Here is a 26,598-nt window from a genome sequence, read left to right as displayed (position 1 = left end):
CCATGGACGCGCCTGACTGCGCGGCCCGCTTTTCCTGCCTTATACGCCAAGCGATTTCAATTTGCGATGCAGGGCAGAACGTTCCATCCCGACATATTCCGCAGTCTTTGAAATGTTGCCGCCGAACCGGTTGATCTGAGCCACCAGGTAATCGCGCTCGAACATTTCGCGTGCTTCCCGCAATGGCAGCGTCATGATGTGCTCGGCATTGCCGGTGCCCGTCTTGGGCAGCATGTCGGAAACGTCATCAGGCAACATGTCGGCGGTAATCACCGTATCCGGCCCGTCGCTGCGTGCCAGAATCATCAGCCGTTCCATATAGTTGCGGAGCTGTCTTATATTGCCGGGCCAGCTGTGCGCCTGGATGACGGCCATCGCGTCATCGCCGATCTTGCGATTGCGGATCCCCGCCTGCTCCGAGATCTGGCGCATGAACATGTCGACGAGGAACGGGATGTCCTCACGCCGTTCCGACAGGGCCGGCACCTTGACCGGAACCACCGCGAGCCGGTGATAAAGATCCTCGCGGAACTCGCCCGCCGAGATCAACGCCTCGAGATTGACCGCGGTGGACGAAATGATGCGGACATCGACTTTCACACGCTTTGTGCCACCCACGCGCTCGAACTGCTGATCGACCAGTACCCGCAGGATCTTGTTCTGCGTGCCGCGCGGCATGTCGGCGATCTCGTCGAGATAAAGAATGCCGCGATGCGCCTCTTCCAGCACGCCGATCTTGCGTTCGTGGCTCGATGTGCTTTCGGTGCCGAACAGCGCCATCTCCATGCGCTCGGGCGTCAGGCCCGCGGCATTGAGCACCACGAACGGGCCGTTCGAACGGCTCGAATTCTTGTGAATGAGGCGCGCCACCAGCTCCTTGCCGCTGCCCGACGGCCCCATGATCATGATGCGGCTGTTGGTCGGTGCGACCTTCTCGATCGTCTGCTTGAGCTGCGAGATGGCCAGCGAGGTTCCGATCAGCTCCACGGCATCGCCGGAACGGCGCTTGAGGTCGGAAACCTCCTTCTTCAGGCTCGATGTTTCCAGCGCGCGTTCCGCCACCAGAACCAGCCTGTCGGCCTTGAAGGGTTTCTCGATGAAATCATAAGCACCACGCCGGATCGCCGAAACGGCAGTCTCGACATTGCCGTGGCCTGAAATCATCACCACCGGCAATTCCGGATAGCGCGACTTGATCTCGTCGAGCAGCGCCAGTCCGTCGAGCCGGCTGCCCTGCAGCCAGATATCGAGGAATACCAGCCGCGGCACACGGTCGGAGATCGCCGCGAGCGCACTGTCGGCATCGCGCGCCGAACGTGTTTCGTGCCCCTCATCGTCCAGAATTCCGCAGACGAGTTCGCGGATATCCTCTTCGTCGTCAACGACCAGGATGTCAGACGCCATGTCCAGTCTCCTTGTTCCTGTGTTCTTCTGCTTCCGGATCGGCGGAACGAACCGGCAGCCAGACTGAGATCATTGCCCCTCTTCCGCTATCGGTGTCCGACGGCGCATCCTGCAACTGCAGCGAACCGCCATGGTCTTCGATAATCTTCTTCACGATCGCGAGCCCGAGACCGGTGCCCTTTTCCCGCATGGTCATATAGGGCTCGAGCAATCGATGACGATTCTCCGTCGGCAAGCCGCGGCCATTATCGATGATCGCAACGAGAAAGCCTTCTCCGGACGGCTCGGCGTGAACGTGAATGTGCTTTCCGTCCCGCTCCACGTCGTCGGGAACGGCGTCGATCGCCTCGGTGGCGTTCTTGATCAGGTTCCCGAAGGCCTGCGACAGCATGCGGGCATCGAACATCCCCTTCATCTCGACATCGTCCGGCCAATCGCGGTGGAAGTCGATATCCTGCCGGCTCACCTCGCGCAGAAAAACGGTTTCCTTCAGGATCTCGCGCAGGTCGGTCCGCGTCTTGGAGGGTTTCGGCATCCGCGCAAAGGAGGAGAACTCGTCGACCATGCGGCCGATATCCTCGACCTGCCGCACGATGGTGTCGGTGCACTGGTCGAAAACGGCGCGGTCGTCGTCGGGGATCTGCTTGCCGTAGCGCCGGCGAATGCGCTCGGCGGAAAGCTGGATCGGCGTAAGCGGGTTCTTGATCTCGTGAGCGATGCGGCGGGCCACGTCAGCCCAGGCCGTCGAGCGCTGTGCGATCAGGAGATCGGTGATGTCGTCGAGCGTGATGACGAAGGATTCGAGGCCGTCATGGGTTTCCTCGCGCGTCACCTTCACGTCGAGCGTGCGCTCCTTGCCGCCGCGCTTCAAGACGATCTGGCTGCGCGTCTCCCGACCGGGCAGAAGCGCAGCCTTCGCGATGAGATCGGTGAATTCCGGCGCGATATTGGCAATCGGCTCGCCGATGATCGCCCGCGCGCTTTCCGTCAGGATCGATGTCGCCGAGCGGTTGGCGATGGTCACATTGGTATCGTGATCGACGCCCACGACGCCCGCGGACACGCCCGACAGCACGGCTTCGGTGAAACGACGGCGATCGTCGATCTGGTCCTTGGCGGACAGGATCTCGTCGCGCTGGGTACGGATCTGCACGATCATGTTGTTGAAGGTATGGGCAAGCGAAGCCACGTCGCCGTCTGAGGCATGAACGGGCACCGCAATCCCGAAATTGCCGGACGCCACCTCGTCGGAGGCATTGATCAGAACCCGGATCGGCCGCACTAGCCGGTCGGCGACGGCGATGGCCGTCCAGATCGCCGCGATCAGCACGACGAGCGCAAAACCGATATAGAGGATCCCGAAGGCGAATTGCAGCGGCGCCCGCCCCGCTTCCAGCGTCTGGTACTCCTGCGTCGCCTCGCGCATTTGCCGCATCGACTGCATGACCTCGGGGTCGACCGCACGCACGGTATAAAGGAACGTGTCGTCGATCTGCTGCATCGGCATGATCGCACCCACGAGGTTCGTCACGCCCGGCGGTATCAGCGTGGGCTTGCCGTTGACGGCGTCGCTGAGCGCATCGCGCGGGATTGCCGGCAGCGGCCGTTCCGTGCGGATATCCGCCTGGACGATGACACTGCCGTCGGCGCGAACCAGAAATGCGCCCAGCAGGCCGCGTCCGGCCGCCTGCCGCGTCATGAAATTGACGAAACCGGTGCGGTCGAGACGGTAAAGCGAACGCGCATTGTCGAGGTCGTTGGCCATCGACACGGTCTGCCCCTGCAGGAAGCGCGCATTTTCGAGCACATAAGCCTCGGCGACGGACAGCGACGAGTTGACGATCGACTTGGTGCGGATGGAGAACCAGCGGTCAAGGCCGACATCGAGCGTAACCGAAGCGACCACCGCCACCAGAATTGCCGGCAGGATCGCCACGATCGAGAACAGCGCGACGATGCGAATGTGCAGTCGCGCCGCCGCCTTACCGCGCGTTCGCGCCTTGAGAAGCGCGCGAACCTCGAAGACCACCAGAGCCAGCATCGCCAGCACGAAGAAAAGATTGATGATGATGGCGGTGAGAACGACCGATTCGACCGGCTCTATGGGCGTGATGCCGAGCAGGATCGCAAATGAGGCGAGCGCACTGATAAACGCGAAGCCGACGAGCGCCGTGCCCGGCACGGTCAGGGTGCTTTCGCGGAGCTTCACCAGAACGGGCGACGGCTGATCGGCCCCCGTTTCAGCGTCCGTCCCCGCAGTGCCCGCCGCTCGCGTATCCGTCGCAATAGTCACTGACCGCCATCCCTCCGGCTCGCTGATTCCCACAGTTGCCGTAGAGCAACAGAATGTGGCGAAAATGCAACTTAGCAGGCGCCGCCATCACGCAAAACCACTGATTTTCACGGGGTTAGCTGTGGATTGTCGGCGAGCCGAAACCCGGCGCGGAACGCCTAGTTCGGGCGCGGCGAACGATAGACGGTGACGCCCAGCTCCCGGATCTTCTTGCGCAGGGTATTGCGATTGAGGCCGAGAAGATCGGCAGCCCGGATCTGGTTGCCGCGTGTCGCGGTCAGCGCTGCGAGAATGAGCGGATACTCCACCTCGTCGATCACACGCTGGTAGAGCCCGCTTGGCGGCAGCTCCTCGCCGAACTCGGAGAAATAGCGCCGCATGTTCTCCTCGACCGCGCCGCCGATGGTGAGCGGAGCGCTATTGCCGACATCATGACTGATGCCCGTTTCGGCCGATTCGGTCCGGAGCTCGTTCTCGATGATCTCGCCGCTGATCGCATCCTGCGGATAGAGCGCCATCACCCGACGGACCACGTTTTCCAGTTCGCGGACGTTTCCCGGCCATGGATAGGCCTTGAGCAGGTCCAGTGCCGGCTGGTCGAAGCGCTTGGGATCGAGCCCTTCCTCCACCGCCTGACGCACGAAATGGCGCACCAGATCGGGGACGTCCTCGGCGCGGTCGCGCAGCGCCGGCAGGCGCAGCGGAACGACATTCAGGCGGTAATAGAGATCCTCGCGGAAAAGGCCCTGATTGATCAGGATCTTGAGATCCTTGTTGGTGGCCGCGACGATGCGCACATCGGTCTTGATCGCGGTTCGCCCGCCGACCGTGGTATATTCGCCCTGCTGAAGCACGCGCAGAAGCCGGGTCTGCGCATCCATCGGCATGTCGCCGATCTCGTCGAGGAACAGCGTACCGCCCTCGGCCTGCTCGAAACGTCCTGTCGAGCGGTTCTGGGCGCCGGTGAATGCGCCCTTCTCATGGCCGAAGAGTTCCGATTCGATCAGATCGCGCGGGATTGCCGCCATGTTGATCGCCACGAAGGGGCCGTTGCGGCGCTTGCCGTAATCGTGCAGCGCGCGCGCCACCAGTTCCTTGCCCGTGCCGGATTCACCGGTGATCATCAGCGTCAGATCGGTCTGCATGAGACGGGCGAGAACCCGGTAGATCTCCTGCATCGCGGTCGAGCGCCCGACAAGCGGCATCCCCTCGCCGGCATCGTCGATGCTCTGCGTGGTTTTCTTCTTGGGCTCCGCCAACGCCCGGCCGACGATGCCGATCATCTCGGTCAGGTCGAAAGGCTTGGGCAGATAATCATAGGCCCCGCTCTCGGATGCCTTGATCGCCGTCATGAAGGTATTCTGCGCACTCATCACGAGCACGGGCAGTTCCGGGCGCATGCGGCGGATGCGCGGCAGAAGATCGAAGGCGTTCTCATCGGGCATCACAACGTCGGTGATGACGAGATCCCCCTCGCCTGCCGAAATCCATCGCCACAACGTCGTCGCGTTGGACGTGATTCGTACCTCGTATCCGGCGCGTGAAAGCGCCTGATTGAGAACGGTGCGGATCGCCGCATCATCATCGGCTACGAGAATGGTCGCTTTTGTCATCGCTTGAGATCCATGGAGGTCCGGCTCACACCGGCGACGGGAGGCGCGTCGCGCGAAGCCGGCATCAATACGCGGAAAATGGTCTTGCTGCCCTGGCTGTCGCATTCGATGATGCCGCCATGGCCGCCCACGATCTTGGCGACGAGCGCCAGACCGAGACCGGTTCCGTTTGTCTTGGTGGTGATGAAGGGGTCGAAAAGAAGCGGCAGGAGATCGTTGGACACGCCCGGACCGTTGTCCTGCACGCAAAATTCGAGCGGCAGGGAGACTTTTTCGGCGCTGCCCGGCACGGAGAGCTTGATACCCGGCCGGTAGGCCGTGGTCAGCACGATTTCCCCGTCCGCACTGTCGCCGATCGCCTCGGCTGCATTCTTCACGAGATTGAGGAAGACCTGCACCAGCTGGTCGCGGTTCGCATAGACCGGCGGCAGCGATGGATCGTAGAGCTCGGTGAACCTGATCTTGCGGGCAAACCCGGCCTGCGCCAGCGATTTGACGTGATCGAGCACCGAGTGAATGTTGATCGGCGCACGGTCGACGGGCCGCTCGTCGGAGAAGATCTCCATCCGGTCGACGAGCGAGACGATCCTGTCGGTCTCGTCACGAATGAGCCGCGCGAGCGCCCTGTCCTCGTCGCCCACCGAGCTTTCGAGAAGCTGGGCTGCACCGCGAATGCCCGACAACGGGTTCTTGATCTCATGGGCCAGCATGGCGGCAAGGCCGGTGACCGAGCGCGCAGCGCCCCGATGGGTGAGCTGACGGTCGATCTTGTCGGCCATCGAGCGTTCCTGGAGAATGATCACCACATGATCGGCCGGACCGCCGACCAGCGGGGCGGCATAGAGATCCACCAGCTTGTCGTAGCCCAGACGCGGCGAACTCAGATCCACCTTGTATTCATTGATCGGCGCATGGCGCTCACGCACCTGATCGATCAGCGCGATGAGCGGGCTGCCGAAGGGTACCAGCGTCTCGATCTTCTGCCTGGCGAGATGGGCGGCGCTGGCGCCGAAGAAGGATTCGGCCTCCCAGTTGGCAAAAGCCAGGTTCCCCTCGCCGTCGATCATGATGACGGGATGCTGGATGGCATTGAGCACGGCCAGCGGACCGGTGCCGCCGTCGCTTCCCCAATCAGCCGTCCAGGTATCGGATTTCTTCATGCCGCACGCTCCCAGGCGCTGTTGTCGGTGCCGCCGGCTTCGAGCGCCTCGGCAAACAGGCGCGCGACCCTCTCGGCTTCCTGGCCGGTCATGATCTCCTTGCGCAGTTCACCCGGCGTGGACGGGGCGAGACTGTCGAGATACCAGCCCAGATGCTTGCGCGCGTGGCGGATACCCGCCTGCTCACCATAGTGATCGAGCATCATCGTGTAGTGATTGCGGGCGATATGCCGCTTCTCTTCCGGCCCTGGCGCCGCGGGATCGCCGGCGATCTCGCCGCATATCCACGGACGCCCCTGCGCCGCGCGTCCCACCATGACCGCGTCCGCACCGGTGATTTCGAGACAGGTGCGGGCATCCTCGCGGCTCGCAATGTCGCCGTTGGCAACGAAAGGCGCATCCACCACATCGCGCACGCGGGCTATGGCCTCCCAATCGGCCGTGCCTTCGTAGAACTGGCAGCGGGTGCGGCCATGCACCGTGATCATGCGTATGCCCGCCTTCACCGCGTCGCGGGCGAGATCGCCGGCATTCATCGAATTTTCGTCCCAGCCGAGCCGCATCTTGAGCGTCACGGGAACCGAAACCGCTTTCACGACGGCATCCACCAGGGCAAGCGCGCGCTCGGGCTCACGCATCAGGGCCGAACCGGAATAGCCGCCGGTCACCTTCTTGGCCGGACACCCCATGTTGATGTCGACGATGTCAGCCCCTTCGGCTTCGGCGATCCTCGCCGCCTCCGCCATCCAGTCCGGCTCGCGCCCGGCAAGCTGGACGACGTGCGGACGAAAATCCGCAGCCTTCAGCCGCGTCCAGGATTCCTGGCGGTTCGTCACGAGTTCGCGGCTGGCCACCATCTCGGTCACGACCATTCCGGCGCCGCAGCGCTGCGCAATCTGACGAAACGGCAGATCGGTCACACCCGACATCGGCGCCAGGAAAATCCGGTTGCGGGTGGCCACCGCGCCGATTAGCAAAGATTCTTCCATACGACCCTTACGCTGCTTTCAACGGATGCATGCTGTAACTTTGCCCATTTTTTAGACAATCAGCATCCACTTGCCAAGCTCCAAGATGTTCGCCACACAAGGTTTTTGCCCGCAAGGGAATTTCGGGGTTAACAGCCGCGCCGGCATTCGGTGGCCGCCGGGTTGACGCGGACCGCCCGAGGGAGGACATGGAGCTTTATGAACAGCACTCCCAAGACCTGGGCGATCATAGTCGCCGCCGGGCGCGGCAGCCGTATCGGCCAGGCCGAACAGGGCCCCAAGCAATACCGCGACATTGGCGGCATGACCATTATCGCGCGCGCGATGCAGCCATTCCTCGACCATCCCGGCATTTGCGGCATCGTCGTCGTCATCCACAAGGACGACGAGGAACTGTTTGATTCGGCCACCCGCGCATTGAGCGGCCTCCTTCCGGTCCGGATCGTTCATGGTGGACGCACGCGACAGGATTCCTCCCGCATCGGCCTCGAGTGCATAGCCGACCAGGGCGCCGATTACGTGCTCATTCACGATGCCGCCCGCCCCTTCATCGACCGTGCAACCGTCGACCGCGTGCTCGAGCAACTTAACGCCGGCGCCACCGCAGTCCTGCCCGCCGTCGCCGTTGCAGATACGCTCAAGCGCGCCGATAATGCACAGATGGTCACCGACACCGTATCCCGCGACGGCCTTTTCGCAGCCCAGACACCGCAGGGTTTCAGCTTCGAAACGGTCCTCGCCGCCCATCGCAGCGCTCAGCAGGCCGGAGAAACCGAATTCACCGACGACTGCGCCGTCATGGAATGGGCCGGTCACCCGGTCAAACTCTCGCGCGGTTCACGAACCAACACCAAGATCACCACCCTCGAGGACCTTCACATGGCCCAGGACATGCTCGCCGCCCGCCGTCTTCCCGATATTCGCACCGGTAACGGCTATGACGTCCACAGGCTTGTTGCGGGCGACGGCGTCTGGCTCTGTGGCATAAAGATCGATCACGACAAGCGCCTCGACGGACATTCCGATGCCGATGTTGCGCTTCACGCCCTGACCGACGCGCTGCTGGCCACATGCGGCGCCGGCGATATCGGCGACCATTTCCCTCCCTCGGACCCCCAGTGGAAAGGCGCCGCCTCCACGATCTTTCTCCAGAAGGCCGTCGAGATCGTTACCGCCAAAGGTGGCACGGTTCTCAATGCCGACGTCTCGTTGATCGCCGAAGCACCGAAGATCGGCCCGCACCGTCAGGCGATGCGCGAATCTCTGGCCCGGGCCATAGGGATTTCGGTCGACCGCTGCTCGGTCAAGGCCACGACCAACGAAGAACTCGGCTTCATAGGCCGAAACGAGGGCATAGCCGCGATCGCCACGGCCAGCGTCTATTACGGTAACGCCGATGACGCATGAGAAGGACGCAGCCGCAATCCTCGACGACTGCCGCGAACTGGCGGCACAGATCGTTGCGCGCTTCGCCACGGCCGGCACGATGATTGCGACCGCCGAATCCTGCACCGGCGGGCTGATCGCCGGGATGATCACCGAGATTGCCGGCTCCTCGGCCGTCTTCGACCGCGGCTTCGTCACCTATTCGAACGCCGCCAAGGTGGACATGCTGGGCGTCAGGCCACAGACGCTCGACACCCATGGCGCAGTGTCGCCGGTCACGGCGGTCGAAATGGCCGCCGGCGCACTCGCCCTTTCCAATGCGCAATATGCGGTCTCTGTCACGGGTATTGCCGGTCCCGGTGGTGGAACTGCCGCAAAGCCCGTCGGCCTCGTCTACATGGGACTGGCGGCGCGAGATGGCGACGCCGAAGCGGCGGAACTGCGCTGGAACGAGGACTGGCCGCGCGATCTTATTCGCGCCGCGACCGTACATGCGACCCTCGAAGCCCTCATCGAGCGCTTCGAGGAGGACAACGCCTAGCTCGCCGCGTCGGGACGACCATAAACGTCATCGGCCCGCTTCTCGAAAGCTTCCGCAAACATGCGGAACGCCCGGTCGAACATCGATCCCATCAGACCGCCGAGAATGCGGCTGCGGAACTCGTAGTCGATGAAGAAATGGATGGCCGATCCGTTCTCTTCCGGCTTGAAGGTCCAGCGATTGTCGAGATAGCGGAAAGGCCCATCGACATATTTGACCTCGATGGCGAGATCGTCGGGCTTGAGAAGCACCTGGCTGGTAAACGTCTCGCGGATCGCCTTGTATCCCACCGTCATGTCGGCAATCAGCAATGTGCGCCCGTCACGCTCCTTGCGCGAGCGGACGGTCAGCGCCTCGCACAGCGGCAGAAATTCCGGATATCGCTCGACGTCGGCCACCAGATCGAACATCTGGCGCGGTGAATGGACGACTTTTCGCGTCGTTTCGAACTGGGGCACGAAACTTAACCAGCGAGTGCTGCGAGCTTGGCCTCGCGCGCGGCGCGCAGACGGGCGAAATCGTCGCCGGCATGGTGCGAGGAACGCGTCAGCGGGCTGGCGGACACCATCAGGAAGCCCTTGGAATACGCCGTCGTCTCGTAGCTCTTGAACTGATCCGGCGTGACGAAGTCCTTGACCTCGTGGTGCTTGCGGGTCGGCTGCAGATACTGGCCGATCGTCAGGAAATCGACATCCGCCACGCGCAGGTCGTCCATCAGCTGGAGCACTTCGTTGCGGGTCTCGCCAAGGCCCACCATGATGCCCGACTTGGTGAACATGGTCGGATCGAGCTCCTTGACCCGCTGAAGAAGACGGATCGAGTGGAAGTAGCGCGCGCCGGGACGGACCGTCAGATAGTTCGAAGGCACGGTTTCGAGATTATGGTTGAAGACGTCGGGCCTGGCGGCCACGACCTTTTCGAGCGCCCCCGGCTTGCGCAGGAAGTCCGGCGTCAGGATCTCGATTGTGGTGGCCGGCGTGGCCGCCCGGATGGCGCGGATGACATCGACGAAATGCTGCGCGCCACCATCTTCCAGATCGTCACGATCGACCGAGGTGATGACCACGTGGTTGAGGCCCATTTCGGCAACCGCGCGGGCAACATTCGCAGGCTCTTCGGCGTCAAGCGCGTTGGGCCGGCCGGTGATCACGTTGCAGAAGGCGCAGGCGCGCGTGCAGATCTCGCCCATGATCATGAAGGTCGCGTGCTTCTTGTCCCAGCACTCTCCGATATTGGGGCAGCCCGCTTCCTCGCACACGGTGACGAGATTGTTCTCCTTCACGATCTTGCGCGTGTCCTTGTAGCCTTGGGATGTCGGCGCCTTGACGCGGATCCATTCGGGCTTGCGCTTGATCTCCGTATCCGGGCGATGCGCCTTTTCGGGATGCCGGACGCGCTTTGCGGCGTCTTTCGTGGTGTCGAGAATCGTAACCATTGCATTCAATCTTTCGTCTCGTTCGACGTTAGGCCCAATATAATCAGCCAAACGCAAAAAGTCAGGCCACCCGCGAGGGCAGCCTGACTTCAAAGGGTATTTTCAGTGTCTGTGTGTCGGAAGTCCGGCCGGCTACCGCCTGACGGCGCGCGCAATCGCGATCAGCAGGCACGCGCCGATGAAGCCGACGATCAGATAGACCAGCAGTCCGGTGCCGGTATAGATGCCGAGCAGGCTCAGAACGAAGTTCAGCGCCGCAGCACCAATGATGCCCAGTATGATATTCATGAAGATGCCCATGTCGCTCTTCATGAATTTCTCGGCCAGCCAACCGGCCAGTCCGCCGATGATGATGGCTCCGAGGATACCAACGCCGTTCAGATCCATTTCCGCCTCCAGTAAACAGGGTCAAGTCTACGGACCTAACGGACGGATGTGACAATTGTTCCATGTTCCCCCATGCAGGGGAAGCGTGAAAGATCTGCTCTTTGCAGGAGACGATTGTCATCGGGCGGCTGGATCCGGCCTACATGTTCAGCGCACGGCCGTAGGCGTCGAGCACGCTTTCCTTCATCGTCTCCGAAATGGTCGGATGCGGGAAGATGGCATGCATCAGCTCTTCCTCGGTCGTTTCGAGGTTCATGGCCACGATAAAGCCCTGGATCAGTTCGGTGACTTCCGGGCCCACCATGTGCGCGCCGAGCAGTTCGCCGGTCTTCTTGTCGAAGATCGTCTTGACCAGTCCCTGGTCTTCTCCGAGCGCCACCGCCTTGCCGTTGCCGACGAAGGGGAAGCGGCCGACGCGGATATCGCGACCCTGCTCTTTCGCCTTCGCCTCGGTGAGGCCGACGGAGGCAACCTGCGGATGGCAATAGGTGCAGCCCGGGATCTTGCCCTTGTCCATCGGGTGAACGCCCTTCACGCCGGCAATCTTCTCGACGCAGATGACGGCTTCGTGCTCGGCCTTGTGGGCGAGCAGCGGCGGGCCGGCCACGTCGCCGATGGCATAGATGCCTTCGACACTGGTCTTGCCGTAGCCGTCGATCACGATGAAGCCGCGATCGGTCTTCACGCCGGCTTCCTCGAGCCCGATACCCTCGATATTGGCCTGCACGCCCACGGCCGAGATCATCCGGTCGGCGGTGATCTTCTCGACCTTTCCGTCCTTCATCTCGACATGGGCGGTGATCTGATCCTTGCCCTTTTCGACCTTGGTGACCTTGGCCTCGAGATGGATCTTCATGCCCTGCTTCTCGAACTGCTTCTTGGCGATGCCGGAGATTTCCACGTCCTCGACCGGCATGACCGACTTCATGACCTCGACCACGGTCACATCCACACCCATGGTGCGGTAGAAGGAGGCGAACTCGATACCGATGGCGCCCGAGCCCATGACGATCAGCGACTTCGGCATCTTCGCCGGCTTCATCGCCTCGAAATAGGTCCAGATCAGTTCACCGTCCGGCTCCAGCCCCGGCAACGCACGCGGACGCGCACCGGTGGCGATCACGATGTGCTTGGCCTTGTAGGTGCCCGGCCCGAGCGTGTTCTTGGGCTTCGGCACCTGCGGTTCGACCGGCTTCTTCTTCGTCTCGGTCACAACCACTTCGCCGGCCTTGGTGACCTTCGCCTCGCCCCAGATCACGTCGACCTTGTTCTTCTTCATCAGGAAGCCGACGCCGGTGTTCATGCGCGCGGCAATGCCGCGGGAACGCTTGACGATGGCTTCGAGATCCGGCGTCACCTCGCCGGAAATCTTCACGCCGTAATCACCGGGATGCTGCGCATAGTGCAGGATCTCGGCGGAACGCAGGAGCGCCTTGGTCGGGATGCAGCCCCAGTTGGAGCAGATGCCGGCCAGATGCTCGCGTTCGACGACAGCGGTCTTCATGCCGAGCTGCGCGGCACGGATGGCGGCGATATATCCTCCCGGGCCGGACCCGATGATGATTATGTCGTAGGAAGTGTCAGCCATTGTCGCGTTTCCTCTCGTTCATGATCCGCTGGTCAGGATCCGGGCCGCTTCGGGAGCAGCCATTTTCTGGTATGTCTCAACTGTCTCTGTCCGGATGAAGGGCGCCCGCGATTTTGTCCCTGCCCCCGGACAGACGGGGAATTCCATCCTCTCGCCCCCGTCAGAGGCCGAGCATCACCGTCGTCACAGGAATCAGCGCCTTGCCGATCGCCCGCGTATTGGCCGCATCCAGATGCACCCCGTCGATCGGCGTGGTCTCGGCCACGGAACTGGCGTCGAAAAAGCCCACGCCCTGCTCGTCGGCGAGATCCGCATAGAGCGAGGAGAGCATCTGCGACTGCTTGATGCCGCCTGCGAACATGCCGGCAAATTCCGGGTCGGCCGTCTCGCACAGAGGCGGCGGCGCGACGATCAGCAGGTCAGGCCGGCTGTCGTCGCCGGTTCCGGGATTGTGGTTCTTCACGATCGAGATCAGCCGGCGCATACCCTGCATGGCGGCAATTGCCGTGCCGGCGATATGCGGCTTCATGTCGTTGGCGCCGAGCATGATGATCACGAGATCGAGCGGCGCATGCGTGTAGAGCGACGTCGGCAGCGTGCGCGCGCCGTTGCGGTCGCAATCGGCCAGATGCTCGTCATAGGCCGTCGTGCGGCCCCTGAGGCCATCGGCAAAGACACGGGCCTTTCCGTTCAAGCCGGCCTGCAGGACACTGGGCCAGAGATCGTCGAAAGCATGACGGCCGCCGGTTTCGGCATCCGAACCCCAGGTCAGTGAATCGCCATATGCGAGAACCGTCTTCATCCGCGATACCTAAAGCAAGCCATCGGCGGTCAGCTTCCTCAAACCGAGCGCCATGAAGAGGAAGAGAATGCCGTTCGACAACAGTTCGACACCGAGGAGAATGCCGAGAACGCTCTGTGCCGCGTCTGGAAAATATCCGAGGATCGCCACGCCCAGAAGGAGCGAGATGACGCCGGAGAACAGAGCCCAGCCCCAGCCCTTCACGGGACGCGCAGCCAGGGAGAACATGGTCTTGAGCGCTCCGGTCAGAAGGAACAGGACCGCCACGACGAGCGTGAGCGACACGGCCCCCTCAAGCGGGCGCGCAATCAGCATGACGCCGAGAATAAGCCCCAGAACGCCAAGCCCGAGCGTCCAGATGAAGCCCGACCAGCGGCGCACGCTGAAGGCATGAAAGACCTGGATGGCTCCGAGGATGGCGAAGAACCAGCCGGCCATGAGGACGGCGGCAAGGGTTGCCGCAAACGGATCGAGGAGCGCGAAAATGCCGCCGAGGATCGAGATGGCGGCAAGCACCGCCATCCAGACCCAGCTTCTGCCAAGGCTCTCATGTCCCCGTGACGCCATTGTCGCCTCCTGCGATTTTTCGAAGATCCGCGGGCCGGACCAGCCGGCTCGACGATCCCTAGACCAGCATGCCCATCGGGTTTTCGATATAGGTCTTGAAGGCGCCGAGAACTTCCGCCCCGAGCGCGCCGTCGACGCAGCGATGGTCGGTCGAAAGCGTCACGGTCATGACCGTCGCGATCTTGACCTCGCCATCCTTGACCACGGCCCGCGGCTCGCCCGAACCGATCGCCAGAATGCTGGCATGCGGCGGGTTGATGACGGCGACGAAATCCTTCACGCCCATCATGCCCATGTTCGACACCGCGGTGGTGCCGCCCTGATATTCCTCGGGCTTGAGCTTGCGATCCTTGGCGCGCCGGCCGAGATCGTGCATCTCCTTGGAGATCGCCGAAATGGTCTTCTCTTCCGCCGCCCGCACGATCGGCGTGATGAGGCCGCCCGGGATGGAGACGGCAACACCGACATCGGCGTGCTTGTGGTGGATCATGTTCTCCTCGGTCCAGGACACGTTGGCATCCGGCACGTCGCGCAGCGCCATGGCCCAGGCCTTGATGATCATGTCGTTGACCGAGACCTTGTAGGCCGGACGGTCATCCTTGCGCGGAGCCGCGGCATTGATCTGGGCACGAAGGGCCAGAAGCTTGTCGAGTTCGCAGTCGACCGACACATAGAAATGCGGGATCGTCTGCTTGGCCTCGACGAGACGGCGGGCAATGGTCTTGCGCATGCCGTCATGCTTGACGAGTTCGTAGGACCCTTCCGGAAACAGCTTGAGAACGGCATCGGTCGACATCGGCTGGGCAGTCGGTGCGGCCGCGCCGGCACCCTTGCCGGTATCAGCCTTCTTCGCGCCGCCATCGGCAATGGCTGTCTCCACGTCGCGCTTGATCACGCGGCCATGCGGGCCTGACCCCTTGACCGAGCCGAGATCGAGGCCGGCGTCCTTGGCAAGACGACGGGCCAGCGGCGAGGAAAAGACGCGTTCGCCGCCCGAAACCGGTGCCGGCGTTGCCGAGGCCGGCGCCTTGTCGGCAATCGGCTTGGCAGCCTCGGAAGCTCCGGCGGCAGCCGCGTCCGGCTTGGAAGCCTCGGCCTTGGGCTCTTCCTTCTTCTCGGAGGAGCCACCGCCTTTCGCTGCTTCGGCCACGTCTTCGCCTTCCTCGGCGAGGATGGCGATAACCGCGTTGACCTTCACGCCTTCGGTACCGGCTTCGACGAGGATCTTGGCGATGGTGCCCTCATCGACGGCTTCGACTTCCATCGTCGCCTTGTCGGTTTCGATTTCGGCGATGACGTCGCCCGGGCCGATCTTGTCGCCTTCCTTGACGAGCCACTTTGCGAGGTTGCCCTCCTCCATCGTCGGAGACAGGGCCGGCATGGTGATGTTCGTCGGCATGGTCGCTCCTCCTCAGGCCTTGTAGCAGACGGTTTTGACCGCCTCGACCACTTCGGCGACGCTCGGAAGCGCCAGTTTCTCGAGATTGGCCGCATAAGGCATCGGCACGTCCTTGCCTGCGATCGTCAGCACCGGCGCATCGAGATAATCGAAGGCCTGCTGCATGACGCGGGTGGCGATTTCCGAACCGACCGAGTTCTGCGGATAACCTTCCTCGACGGTGACCAGACGGCCGGTCTTCTTGACGCTTTCGATGATCGTCGGCAGATCCATCGGGCGGATCGTCCTGAGGTCGATCAGTTCGACGTCGATGCCTTCACCGGCAAGCGCTTCGGCTGCCTTGATGGCATAGGTCATGCCGATACCGAACGATACGAGCGTGGCGTCCGTACCCTTCTTGTGGATGCGCGCCTTGCCGATCGGCAGCACGAAATCATCCATCTTCGGAACGTCGAAGGTCTGGCCGTACAGGATCTCGTTTTCGAGGAAGATCACCGGGTTCGGGTCGCGGATGGCAGCCTTCAGGAGGCCCTTCGCGTCCGCCGCCGTGTAGGGCATGACGACCTTGAGGCCCGGAATGTGGCTGTACCATGCGGCGTAGCACTGCGAGTGCTGGGCCGCCACGCGGGCAGCCGCGCCGTTGGGACCACGGAAGACGATCGGCGCGCCCATCTGGCCGCCCGACATGTAGAGCGTCTTGGCGGCCGAGTTGATGATCTGGTCGATCGCCTGCATGGCGAAGTTGAACGTCATGAACTCGACGATCGGCCGCAGGCCGGCCATGGCCGCACCGACGCCGACGCCGGCAAAGCCGTGCTCGGTGATCGGCGTATCGACCACGCGCTTGGGACCGAACTCGTCAAGAAGCCCCTGGGTCACCTTGTAGGCGCCCTGGTACTCGGCCACTTCCTCGCCCATGACGAAGACGTCGCCATCGGCGCGCATTTCCTCGGCCATCGCGTCGCGCAACGCCTCGCGGACCGTGGTCGGAACCATTTCGGTGCCTTCCGGAATATCGGGATCGCTTGCCGTCTCGGCAATCGGCTCGGCCGGAACCTTGGCGGCACCGGTATCGGCCTTTTCCGCAGATCTGGGCTCTTCGGCCTTGGCTTCGGAAGCAGAGGCGGCAGCACCGCCGGAACCGCCCTTGCTGGCGGCTTCCTCGACGTCTTCACCTTCCTCGGCGAGGATGGCGATGACTTCGTTGACCTTCACGTTCTCGGTGCCCTCGGGCACGACGATCTTGGCGATCGTGCCTTCCTCGACGGCTTCGACTTCCATCGTCGCCTTGTCGGTCTCGATTTCGGCAATCACGTCACCGGCGGTGACGGTGTCGCCTTCCTTCTTGAGCCATTTGGAAAGATTGCCTTCCTCCATGGTCGGGGAAAGCGCGGGCATCAGGATATCAATCGGCATGGTTTCCCCTCCCTTAGAGCAAGATGTCGGTGTAGAGCTCGGACACATCCGGCTCCGGATCGGACTGAGCGAAATCGGCGGAATCGGCGACGATGTCGCGGATCTTCTTGTCGACCTGCTTCAACTCGTCCTCGCTGGCATATTTCTTTTCCAGAATACGCGCCTTGACCTGCTCGATCGGATCGCGCTCGGAACGCATCTTCTGCACTTCGTCCTTGCTGCGATATTTCGCCGGGTCGGACATCGAGTGACCGCGATAGCGATAGGTCAGCATTTCCAGGATCAGCGGGCCCTTGCCGGACCGGCAGTGTTCCACGGCTTCCATGCCGGCGGCGTGAACCGCGCGCACATCCATGCCGTCGACCTGGTATCCGGGGATGCCGAAAGACTTGCCGCGCAGCGAGAAATCGGCCTGGGCGGAGGCACGGGCGGTCGAAGTACCCATGGCGTAGCGGTTGTTCTCGATGATGTAGACCACCGGAAGCTTCCACAGAGCCGCCATGTTGAAGCTCTCATAGACCTGGCCCTGGTTGGCCGCGCCGTCGCCGAAATAGGTGAGCGAGACATTGTCGTTTTCGCGGTACCGATTGGCGAAAGCCAGTCCTGTGCCGAGCGAAACCTGCGCGCCGACGATGCCGTGACCGCCGTAAAAATGCTTTTCCTTGGAGAACATGTGCATGGAGCCGCCCTTCCCCTTGGAATAGCCGCCCCGGCGCCCGGTCAGCTCGGCCATGACGCCGCGCGCTTCCATGCCGGTTGCCAGCATGTGACCGTGGTCGCGATAGCCGGTGATGACCTCGTCACCCGGCTTGAGCGCCATCTGCATGCCGACGACGACAGCTTCCTGACCGATATAGAGGTGACAGAAACCGCCGATGAAGCCCATGCCGTAGAGCTGGCCGGCTTTTTCCTCGAACCGGCGGATGAGAAGCATCTCGCGGTAGGAGTCGAGTTCCTGGTCCTTGGAGAAGTCGGTAATGCCGCCTTCGAGTCCAGACTTTGTTGCAGTGGAACCGCGCGTCGTCTTGCGCGATGTCGAACCGGACTGTTTTCTTGGCGCCATCAGCGTCCTCCCGATTTTTTTCATTATGAAAAAGATACGGGAGAGATGACGTGTCAGCAAGCCCATAAACGCATAGCGTCCATGCAACTCAAGTAGCTGAAATCACTTAAATTTCGTAAAGTTAACCGAATGCAGGTTAATTAGACTTGCCGACAAAATAGACGACCTCGTCCTTGCGTGCGACATTGAGCATGTAGCGCGCACGCTCGTCGAGCATATCGGCCTCCATGGAGCCGTCGCTCATCAACGCGACACGCTTCTCGAGCGCTTCGCGCTTCGCCACCAGAGAGGCGAGATCGCGCTCGAGTTCGATCCGGCGCTCTTCCAGATGGGTTGCCGATTCAAGTCCGAACGCACCATGCAGCGCATGGAAGCCGAAGTAGGAAAAACAGATAAGGGAGAGAAACGGGACGACAAGACGTCCGTACGCCTTACGTTTTCTGAATTTTGTTCGCATGCCTGATTACGCCTTACCGGAGCATTCCCGGATCATGCGCGATCGTGCTTAAGAAACGTTTACGCAGCTGCGAAGAATTTCAGGTTTTGTGCTGCCGCGCATCGAAACCGGGCGAGGAAAGAGAAAAGGCGGAGCCCGATGACCCCGCCTTCCCTTAATTATCAGAACCGGAGCGGTGCGCCCCGGAAAATCAGCCGCGCAGGATGGACCGGCCGGCGAACTGCGCCTGCGGACCGAGCAGCTCCTCGATCCGGATCAGCTGGTTGTATTTGGCGATGCGATCCGACCGCGACATCGAGCCGGTCTTGATCTGACCGCAATTTGTGGCGACCGCGAGATCGGCGATGGTGGAATCCTCGGTCTCGCCGGAGCGGTGCGACATGACGGCGGTATAGCCGGCCTTGTGTGCGGTCTCGACGGCATCGAGCGTTTCCGACAACGTGCCGATCTGGTTGACCTTCACCAGGATCGAATTGGCGACACCCATGCGGATGCCGTCGCGCAGGCGCGCCGAGTTGGTCACGAACAGATCGTCACCGACGAGCTGGCAGGACGAGCCGATCTTGTCGGTCAGCGACTTCCAGCCATCCCAGTCATCCTCGGCCATGCCGTCCTCGATCGACAGGATGGGATATTTGGCGGCGAGCTCGGCGAGATAGTCGGCCATGGCCTCAGGCTCGAGCGTCCGGCCTTCCCCTGCGAGCTCGTATTTGCCATCCTTGAAGAACTCGGTCGATGCGCAATCGAGCGCGATATGGATGTCATCGCCCGGCTTGTAGCCAGCCTTCTCGATCGACTTCATGATGAAGTCGAGCGCCACGGGCGCGCTTTCGAGGTTCGGCGCGAAACCGCCCTCGTCGCCCACATTGGTGCCATGTCCGGCAGCCGACAGCTCTTTCTTGAGCGTATGGAAGACTTCCGCACCCATGCGGATCGATTCGGACACCGTATCGGCGCCGACCGGCATGATCATGAATTCCTGGAAGTCGATCGGGTTGTCGGCATGCGCGCCGCCATTGATGATGTTCATCATCGGAACCGGCAGCACCCGTGCATTGGCGCCGCCCACATAACGGTAGAGCGAAAGACCCGACGACATGGCGGCAGCCTTGGCCGCGGCCAGCGACACGCCGAGGATGGCATTGGCGCCGAGCTTGGACTTGTTCTGGGTGCCGTCGAGTTCGATCATCACCTGGTCGAGCGCGATCTGTTCTTCGGCCTCATGGCCGCAAAGCGCGTCGCGGATCTCGCCATTGACCGCGTCTACCGCCTTGGTCACGCCCTTGCCCAGATAGCGACTGCCGCCATCGCGCAGCTCAACCGCTTCATGCGCACCGGTGGACGCACCGGAGGGCACCGCCGCGCGACCGACCGCGCCATCATCAAGATGCACATCCACCTCGACGGTGGGATTGCCGCGGCTGTCGAGAATTTCGCGGCCGACGATGTCGATAATGATGGGCATTCAGGACTCCTTCGAAGAGTATGGAACGTGATGTCGCTCGACCACGGTTGCAGGCGGCGCTCACCGCAGCACCACAATGGACGGCCTCCGCGTCTTAAAGCAAGACATCGAAAAATCAATCAAGCGAGAGGCGAACACGAGCTTCCCGCCGCATTTCGGCAGTCAGCGCGTCAAAAAATCCGAGTTTCAACTCCGGGCCGATGCTGCCGCCGGGCAGCCGGCGGAGCCTGAACCGAGTTCCAGAAGCTTTTGAAGCAGGCACCTGAAACGCAAGCCGCCGGATGCTTCGGAAGCTTGAATATCAACGCGCGGCCTTGGCGATGTCGTCGAACGCCAGAAGCGTTTCGAGAAGACGGGGCATGTCCGACAATGGCACCATGTTGGGGCCGTCCGAAGGAGCATTGTCCGGATCTTCGTGCGTCTCGATGAACAAGCCCGCCACGCCCACGGCCACCGCAGCGCGCGCCAGCGTTTCCACGAATTCGCGCTGGCCGCCGGACGAGCCTCCCTGTCCACCCGGCTGCTGAACCGAATGGGTGGCATCGAAGATGACCGGAGCGCCCATCGCCGCCATGATCGGCAGAGACCTGAAATCGGAGACGAGCGTATTGTAGCCGAAGGAGGCGCCGCGCTCGCAAAGCAGAACGTTCGGATTGCCGCTGTCGACGATCTTGGCGAGAACGTTCTTCATGTCCCAGGGTGCCAGGAACTGGCCCTTCTTGACATTGATGACGCGCCCCGTCCTTGCCGCGGCGATCAACAGATCCGTCTGACGGCACAGAAAGGCGGGGATCTGCAGGATGTCGCAGACTTCACCGGCGACCGCGCACTGCTCTTCGGTGTGAATGTCCGTAATCACCGGAAACCCGAACTCTGCCTTGAGATCGGAAAAGACTTCGAGGCTCTTTTCGATGCCCAGACCGCGTTGCGCCGACAGCGACGTGCGGTTGGCCTTGTCGAAGGATGACTTGTAGACAAGTCCGATGCCGAGATCGGCGCAGATTTCCTTGATCCGGCCCGCCGTGTCGAATGCATGGTCACGGCTTTCCATCTGGCAGGGACCGGCGATCAGGCTGAACCGCTGATCGTTTGCGAACGTGACGTTGCCGGCTTTGACGACAGTGTTGGCGGACATTTTCAGTTACCTTCCTCGAAAGCGTAGAATGCGCCCTGCCCCGCTTCGGGCAGAACGACGAGCTTGCGGTCCTTGCGGTGTGGCGCGATGCCGCGCGATGACAGGAACGCCTCGGTCCGCGCGAGATCAGCGACGCGGTAGACGATGCCTCTTGCCCGCAGGCCGCGCGCATGACAATTCACTTCGACGCCGAAGAAGGCTTTCAAGCCGTCGGGCGTCATCACGTTGATCGTCGCACCATCCAGTTCGATCGCCATCCCGAACGAATGGGCATCGACCTCGCGATTGTCCGCAAGCTCCTGAACATAATACTGGAAGTCGGTCGGGTTGGTTTCGCTCAACACGACTTCCGAGATGCCGATGACGCCGTTCTCATGCGCCGTCAGCGCGGAGCGGTCGGCCGCAGGCATCGCGATTCGCTCCACCGAGAAACCGAGGAAATCCGGGCTGCGCAGATCGGCGGCAAAGGCCAGCCGGAAGCTCGCCGTCGTCTCCGAACCATCCGGCTGCTTCATCGGGCGCGAAAATTCCAGCATGTCGCCTGCCGAAATTCCGTCGGCGATGAAGCGCCCATGGTCCGCCCGGGCATCGTCGGAAGATGTGACGAGCGCGGAGAACCCGTTCTCGCCGCGGCGGAAGCGGTAGGCCTGATCGCGGGCGACGAACACATTGCCTGCCCGCGCGGCCGCCTCGCACTCCTCGCGACTGGCGATGGCGAGCGGCTCGAGATAGGTGCCGTCGGCAAAGAAGACGCAGGCGTTTTCGGTCCCGAAGGGATGGCGCGCCTCGGGCGCGACGACGAAGCCAAGCGCCTCGTGGCGGGCACGGCTGATCGAAAGCTCGGGCACGGGAAGGACGAGGTGATCGAGCCGCCTGGCCTTGCGCGGATTTGCCATCGTTTCCTCCCGGCAGAAACAGAGAACTGAAGGTCGTGGCTCCCTTAGCAGGTCCGTTCGCGCCCACGCAACCGAATGCGACACCTGACCGTGGGATCGTCGACCCTAACGCAAGACCGCACCTTGCCTTCGCCATGGGTGGCCGCTAGTTCTGATGGCGGCGATTTGGAAAACGGGACTGAAATGCAATTCTCCCTCGGGAACTACATCACACGTGCCCTCGGCGCAGCCATGCTCGGGCTCACGCTCGTCGGTGCATCGGCCTGTTCGACGACCGAGACGCTTACTCCCGTCGCGACGGTCGCGCCCGTTCCCGAGAAATTCTCCGCCATCGTGATTGATGCGGGAACGGGACAGACGCTTTATTCGGCCAATGCCGAACAGACGCGCTTTCCCGCCTCGCTTACCAAGATGATGACGCTGTATCTTCTGTTCCAGGCGCTGGAATCAGGCAAGATCAGCCGCGACACGCCTATCCCGGTCTCTCCCAACGCGGCCGGCAAACCTGCCTCCAAGCTCTACATCAAGGCCGGCTCGACCATTCCGGTCGACACCGCCATCCGCGCGCTTGTGGTCAAGTCCGCCAATGACGTCGCGACAGCGGTCGCCGAGTTTCTGGCCGGTGGCTCCGAGGAACGTTTTGCACAGATCATGACGCAGCAGGCCCGCGCCCTCGGCATGTCGCGCACTCGCTTCACCAATGCTTCCGGCCTGCCCGATCCCGATCAGGTGACGACGGCAACCGACATGGCGCGGCTTTCCGTGGCACTGAAGTCGCGCTTTCCGCAATACTACGCCTATTTCTCGCTTCGCTCGTTCGAGTACGACGGCAAGACCATTCGCGGGCACAACAAGGCGCTCGACATGATCCCCGGCGCCGACGGCCTCAAGACTGGCTACACACGGGCGTCCGGGTTCAATCTGGCCACCTCGGCGCGCCGCAATGGCCGCTATCTCGTCGGCGTCGTGATGGGCGAGGATTCGTCGAAGATCCGCGATCAGCGCATGACCCAGCTGATTGAGTACTACGCTTTCCGCCGTTAGATGCTGACCGCGTTGCTCTCGCCGGATAAGACAACCGTAGGACCGGATTCATGAAGCTCAAGGATTTTTTCGCGCTGCTCGGCTTCAAGAAGCCCTCGGTTTCCTATGGCTACGAGTTGGAAGATTTTACGCTCGAGAGCGAGGGAAAGGTCTCGTTTGCGCAATGGCAGCATCCCAAATACGGCCGCACCACGTTCGACCAGGCATCGGTTGATGCGCTGCGGCGCTATATCTCTCCCGGCTCGACGGTCATCGATATCGGGGCGCATTCGGGCGATACCAGCGTTCTGTTTGCCCTCGCTGCCGGGCCCGACGGCGTGGTGTTCGCGGTCGAGCCGAACAGGTATGTGCTTCCCATCCTGCGCAAGAACGCTTCGCTGAACCCCGATGCTGCCCGGATCGAGGTTCTTCCCTTCGCAGCCACCCATGCACCGTGCCGGATGACCTTCAACTATTCCGACAACGGATACTGCAACGGCGGCGATCTCGGCGAGGAAACGAAGTGGTCGCACGGTCACGTCTATCCGCTGGAAGTCGAGGGACGAAACGTTATCGACGAAATCGTATCCGCGGAGCCGGACCGCCTGGATCGGACCGCCCTCGTCAAGACAGACACCGAGGGCAACGATCTGTCCGTTCTGAAGAGCATGAAAGAGCTCATCGGGCGCACTCGGCCCCACATCATGGCAGAAGTCTACACGAGAACCCCTGCCTCGGAACGAAGAGCCTTCCTCAGCTGGCTCGATGAAATGGGCTATGACGCCTATCTTGTCGACTCCTGGACCGACCTCACATCAGTCGAGGTGAAGGTCGATGACGTCATGAACTGGAAGCACTACGATGTCTTCTGCGTCCATCGTGACCGGAAAATCTGACGTCTCCATCGGTACGATCCTCTTCCGGCGACGACACTGATGCCGCCAAAACCGTTCCGCCCTTGGCTTTCAGGCCTGATCGCGCTATTGCACGCATCGTGCATTGCACAAATTTCATCCGGTCATTGCCGACGAACCCGCCGGTCGCTTCCTGACAATGGGACTTGCGACCCGTCCTCCGCGCTTTTTGAGCGCGGCACGCGACAAACCGCAGAGACACCATGTTTTCCATTGCCTCCTACAAGCATCAGTGGACCCATAATGTCCGCGCCGACATCCTCTCCGGCCTCGTGGTCGCGCTCGCCCTGATCCCGGAAGCGATCGCCTTCTCGATCATCGCCGGCGTCGATCCGAAGGTGGGCCTCTATGCCTCGTTCTCGATCGCCGTCATCACCGCCATCGTCGGCGGGCGTCCGGGCATGATTTCCGCCGCCACCGCGGCGACCGCGGTCCTGATGGTCACCCTGGTGCGTGACCACGGGCTGCAATATCTGCTGGCCGCCACGGTTCTCGCCGGCCTGATCCAGATCGCGGCCGGCTTCCTGCGGCTCGGCTATGTCATGCGCTTCGTCTCGAAATCGGTGATGACCGGCTTCGTCAATGCGCTCGCAATCCTGATCTTCATGGCACAGCTGCCGGAACTCATCGATGTTCCCCCGCTCACCTATGTGATGGTCGCAGCCGGTCTCGCCATCATCTACCTGTTCCCGCGCATCACCACCGCCATTCCCTCGCCACTGGTGACCATCGTGGTCCTGACCGCCATCAGCCTCGCGCTCGGCCTCGATCTGCGTACCGTCGGCGACATGGGCGACCTGCCCGATACGCTGCCGGTCTTCCTGATCCCGCAGATCCCCTTCAATCTCGAGACACTGCTGATCATTCTGCCCTATTCCGTGGGCGTGGCCGCCGTCGGCCTTCTCGAATCGCTGATGACCCAGTCGATCGTCGACGATCTCACCGACACCGATTCCAGCCGCAATCAGGAATGTATCGGCCAGGGTGTGGCCAACACGCTGACCGGCTTCATCGGCGGCATGGCCGGTTGCGCCATGATCGGCCAGTCGATCATCAACGTGAAATCGGGCGGACGCGGCCGTCTCTCCACCTTCGTGGCCGGCACGATGCTCCTGTTCTTCTGCGTCGTGCTCGGCGACTGGGTGGCCCGGATCCCGATGGCGGCCCTCGTCGCCATCATGATCATGGTGTCGATCGGCACCTTCTCCTGGTCCTCGATCGTCAACCTCAAGACCCACCCGCGCTCCTCGTCTATCGTGATGCTCGCAACGGTCGCCTTCGTGGTCGCCACCCACAATCTGGCAATCGGCGTCCTCGTCGGCGTTCTTCTCTCCGGCATTTTCTTCGCATGGAAGATCTCGCAGATCTTCGCCGTCCGCTCGGAACTCTCCGAAGACGGCCGCAAGCGAACCTATTTCGTCGAAGGCCAGCTCTTCTTCGCCTCGTCTGAAGACTTCATGCGCGGCTTCGACTTCCGCGAAGTCCTCGATCATGTCACCATCGATGTATCGAAGGCCCATATCTGGGACATTTCATCGGTTCAGGCTCTCGACATGGCGGTTCTCAAATTCCGCCGCGAGGGCGCCGAGGTGGAGATCATCGGCCTGAACAAGGCCTCGGAAACGATCGTCGACAGGCTTGCAATTCATGACAAGCCCGGCGCGATGGACGAAATGCTCTCGCACTAGACCGAAAGGAATGGCGGATCGGGGGCGCCGGTTGCCCGCCTGCCAGGAGGAACGGACGATGGACGGTAAAATCATCTCGCTGGTCGACGGTTCGACCTATTCGCAAAGCGTGTGCGAACACGCCGCCTGGGCTGCCAGACAGCTCGACGCCAGTGTCGAGATCATGCACGTGATCGGCCGCCGCGAGGCAAGCGACACCGGCGACCGCTCCGGCGCCATCGCGCTCGGCGCCCGCACGGCGCTTCTGGAGAAGCTCAGCTCGCTCGATGCGGAGCGGGCCCGGCTGCTGCACGAACAAGGCCGCGCCATCCTAGAGGATGCCGCAAGGATCCTCAGCGAGAACGGTGTCACGCAGATCGAGCAGCATCTCTTCCGGGGCGACCTGGTCGACCTTTTCGCGGAGCGCGAGAAAAAGGCGGCCCTCGTGGTCGTCGGCAAGCGGGGCGAAGCAGCCGATTTCGCAAGCCTGCACCTGGGTTCGAACCTCGAGCGCATCGTTCGAACCAGCGAGAAGCCGGTGCTGGTCGCCTCGCGGGCGTTCAAGCCGGTCGGCAAGGTTCTGATCGCCTGGGACGGCGGCGCGACAAGCCGCAAGGCGGTCGAACTCGCGGCGAACTCCCCGCTCCTCTCGGGCCTCGATGTCGACATCGTCTATGTCGGTCGCACGAACGGCGACATCGAAGAGAGCCTTTCGCTCGCCGTCGAGCAGCTGAGCGCAGCCGGCCATGACGCTTCGAGCCATGTGATCGACGGACAGCCGGAGAAGGCGCTCGGCACCTATGTCAAGGACAATAGCGTCGATCTCGTCGTCATGGGCGCCTATGGCCACTCGCGCATCCGCAGCCTGATCATCGGCTCGACCACCACCGAGATGATCCGCTCCTGTCTCGTGCCGGTCCTGCTTGTGCGCTAGGGACCACGAACACGTTCTGATACGAAAAAGGCGCCGGATTTCTCCAGCGCCTTTTTTTCTTTCG

General features: G+C 62.2%; 24 protein-coding genes. 6 read left to right on the top strand and 18 right to left on the bottom strand.

Annotated features, from left to right (window positions below):
* Nucleotides 1-39 precede the first annotated feature (39 nt).
* The 5 genes from ntrX to dusB form a co-directional block, all read right to left on the bottom strand.
* A complete protein-coding gene (gene ntrX, locus E2A64_RS13125; RefSeq protein ID WP_133284919.1) occupies nt 40-1,404 on the bottom strand; it encodes a nitrogen assimilation response regulator NtrX in 1,365 nt (454 codons plus the stop codon).
* The gene (locus E2A64_RS13120; RefSeq protein WP_428977488.1) at nt 1,394-3,613 is read right to left on the bottom strand and encodes a sensor histidine kinase NtrY-like; all 2,220 of its coding nucleotides are present in this window, start codon (nt 3,611-3,613) and stop codon (nt 1,394-1,396) included. The genes ntrX and E2A64_RS13120 overlap by 11 nt, the downstream gene beginning before the upstream one ends.
* 242 nt (nt 3,614-3,855) lie before the next feature.
* Nucleotides 3,856-5,310 (bottom strand): nitrogen regulation protein NR(I), encoded by a 1,455-nt coding sequence (gene ntrC / locus E2A64_RS13115; RefSeq protein WP_133284918.1) that lies wholly within the window; start codon nt 5,308-5,310, stop codon nt 3,856-3,858.
* Complete coding sequence (locus tag E2A64_RS13110) at nt 5,307-6,470, bottom strand: two-component system sensor histidine kinase NtrB (protein WP_133284917.1); 1,164 nt, start codon at nt 6,468-6,470, stop codon at nt 5,307-5,309. Before E2A64_RS13110 ends, ntrC begins: the two co-directional genes overlap by 4 nt.
* Nucleotides 6,467-7,459 (bottom strand): tRNA dihydrouridine synthase DusB, encoded by a 993-nt coding sequence (gene dusB, locus E2A64_RS13105; RefSeq protein WP_133284916.1) that lies wholly within the window; start codon nt 7,457-7,459, stop codon nt 6,467-6,469. The genes E2A64_RS13110 and dusB overlap by 4 nt, the downstream gene beginning before the upstream one ends.
* 198 nt (nt 7,460-7,657) lie before the next feature.
* Here dusB and E2A64_RS13100 point away from each other — a divergent pair, with 198 nt between their 5' ends.
* The gene (locus E2A64_RS13100; protein ID WP_133284915.1) at nt 7,658-8,866 is read left to right on the top strand and encodes a bifunctional 2-C-methyl-D-erythritol 4-phosphate cytidylyltransferase/2-C-methyl-D-erythritol 2,4-cyclodiphosphate synthase; all 1,209 of its coding nucleotides are present in this window, start codon (nt 7,658-7,660) and stop codon (nt 8,864-8,866) included.
* Nucleotides 8,856-9,386, top strand: a complete 531-nt coding sequence (locus E2A64_RS13095) for a CinA family protein (RefSeq protein ID WP_133284914.1) — start codon at nt 8,856-8,858, stop codon at nt 9,384-9,386. Before E2A64_RS13100 ends, E2A64_RS13095 begins: the two co-directional genes overlap by 11 nt.
* Here the strand turns inward: E2A64_RS13095 and E2A64_RS13090 are convergent.
* From E2A64_RS13090 to E2A64_RS13030, 13 genes are all read right to left on the bottom strand, one after another.
* On the bottom strand, nt 9,383-9,844 hold the full coding sequence (locus tag E2A64_RS13090; RefSeq protein ID WP_133284913.1) for a type II toxin-antitoxin system RatA family toxin: 462 nt from the start codon (nt 9,842-9,844) through the stop codon (nt 9,383-9,385). The two genes, E2A64_RS13095 and E2A64_RS13090, sit on opposite strands and share 4 nt — an antisense overlap.
* A 5-nt stretch (nt 9,845-9,849) precedes the next feature.
* Nucleotides 9,850-10,821, bottom strand: coding sequence for a lipoyl synthase (gene lipA / locus E2A64_RS13085; protein WP_133284912.1), 972 nt, complete (start codon nt 10,819-10,821; stop codon nt 9,850-9,852).
* A gap of 132 nt (nt 10,822-10,953) precedes the next feature.
* The gene (locus E2A64_RS13080; protein ID WP_133284911.1) at nt 10,954-11,208 is read right to left on the bottom strand and encodes a GlsB/YeaQ/YmgE family stress response membrane protein; all 255 of its coding nucleotides are present in this window, start codon (nt 11,206-11,208) and stop codon (nt 10,954-10,956) included.
* A gap of 139 nt (nt 11,209-11,347) precedes the next feature.
* Nucleotides 11,348-12,796, bottom strand: a complete 1,449-nt coding sequence (gene lpdA, locus E2A64_RS13075; protein ID WP_133284910.1) for a dihydrolipoyl dehydrogenase — start codon at nt 12,794-12,796, stop codon at nt 11,348-11,350.
* A gap of 160 nt (nt 12,797-12,956) precedes the next feature.
* Nucleotides 12,957-13,598 (bottom strand): SGNH/GDSL hydrolase family protein, encoded by a 642-nt coding sequence (locus tag E2A64_RS13070; protein ID WP_133284909.1) that lies wholly within the window; start codon nt 13,596-13,598, stop codon nt 12,957-12,959.
* A 9-nt stretch (nt 13,599-13,607) separates the two neighbouring features.
* Complete coding sequence (locus E2A64_RS13065) at nt 13,608-14,165, bottom strand: HdeD family acid-resistance protein (protein ID WP_133284908.1); 558 nt, start codon at nt 14,163-14,165, stop codon at nt 13,608-13,610.
* 58 nt (nt 14,166-14,223) lie between these two features.
* Nucleotides 14,224-15,564 (bottom strand): pyruvate dehydrogenase complex dihydrolipoamide acetyltransferase, encoded by a 1,341-nt coding sequence (locus tag E2A64_RS13060; RefSeq protein WP_133284907.1) that lies wholly within the window; start codon nt 15,562-15,564, stop codon nt 14,224-14,226.
* Between the two features lie 12 nt (nt 15,565-15,576).
* Complete coding sequence (locus tag E2A64_RS13055) at nt 15,577-16,980, bottom strand: pyruvate dehydrogenase complex E1 component subunit beta (protein WP_133284906.1); 1,404 nt, start codon at nt 16,978-16,980, stop codon at nt 15,577-15,579.
* A 13-nt stretch (nt 16,981-16,993) separates the two neighbouring features.
* Nucleotides 16,994-18,043, bottom strand: a complete 1,050-nt coding sequence (gene pdhA / locus E2A64_RS13050) for a pyruvate dehydrogenase (acetyl-transferring) E1 component subunit alpha (RefSeq protein WP_133284905.1) — start codon at nt 18,041-18,043, stop codon at nt 16,994-16,996.
* A 136-nt stretch (nt 18,044-18,179) separates the two neighbouring features.
* The gene (locus E2A64_RS13045) at nt 18,180-18,500 is read right to left on the bottom strand and encodes an FtsB family cell division protein (RefSeq protein ID WP_133284904.1); all 321 of its coding nucleotides are present in this window, start codon (nt 18,498-18,500) and stop codon (nt 18,180-18,182) included.
* Between the two features lie 190 nt (nt 18,501-18,690).
* A complete protein-coding gene (eno, locus tag E2A64_RS13040; protein ID WP_133284903.1) occupies nt 18,691-19,965 on the bottom strand; it encodes a phosphopyruvate hydratase in 1,275 nt (424 codons plus the stop codon).
* 301 nt (nt 19,966-20,266) lie between these two features.
* Nucleotides 20,267-21,100, bottom strand: a complete 834-nt coding sequence (gene kdsA / locus E2A64_RS13035) for a 3-deoxy-8-phosphooctulonate synthase (RefSeq protein WP_133284902.1) — start codon at nt 21,098-21,100, stop codon at nt 20,267-20,269.
* A 2-nt stretch (nt 21,101-21,102) separates the two neighbouring features.
* The gene (locus E2A64_RS13030; protein ID WP_133284901.1) at nt 21,103-21,996 is read right to left on the bottom strand and encodes a VOC family protein; all 894 of its coding nucleotides are present in this window, start codon (nt 21,994-21,996) and stop codon (nt 21,103-21,105) included.
* A gap of 183 nt (nt 21,997-22,179) precedes the next feature.
* Between E2A64_RS13030 and E2A64_RS13025 the strand changes: the two genes are divergently transcribed.
* From E2A64_RS13025 to E2A64_RS13010, 4 genes are all read left to right on the top strand, one after another.
* Nucleotides 22,180-23,040 (top strand): D-alanyl-D-alanine carboxypeptidase family protein, encoded by an 861-nt coding sequence (locus tag E2A64_RS13025; RefSeq protein ID WP_133284900.1) that lies wholly within the window; start codon nt 22,180-22,182, stop codon nt 23,038-23,040.
* Nucleotides 23,041-23,090: 50 nt separating this feature from the next.
* Nucleotides 23,091-23,915: an FkbM family methyltransferase gene (locus E2A64_RS13020; protein ID WP_133284899.1), complete on the top strand. Its 825-nt coding sequence runs from the start codon at nt 23,091-23,093 to the stop codon at nt 23,913-23,915.
* Between the two features lie 221 nt (nt 23,916-24,136).
* Entirely contained in the window at nt 24,137-25,621 is a 1,485-nt protein-coding gene (locus E2A64_RS13015; RefSeq protein WP_133284898.1) for a SulP family inorganic anion transporter, read from the top strand.
* A gap of 58 nt (nt 25,622-25,679) precedes the next feature.
* Nucleotides 25,680-26,534: a universal stress protein gene (locus E2A64_RS13010; protein WP_133284897.1), complete on the top strand. Its 855-nt coding sequence runs from the start codon at nt 25,680-25,682 to the stop codon at nt 26,532-26,534.
* Nucleotides 26,535-26,598 lie beyond the last annotated feature (64 nt).

The sequence above is a fragment of the Pseudohoeflea suaedae genome, from assembly GCF_004354915.1.
Lineage (GTDB): Bacteria > Pseudomonadota > Alphaproteobacteria > Rhizobiales > Rhizobiaceae > Pseudohoeflea > Pseudohoeflea suaedae.
This window is presented reverse-complemented; position numbering and strand designations above follow the sequence as displayed.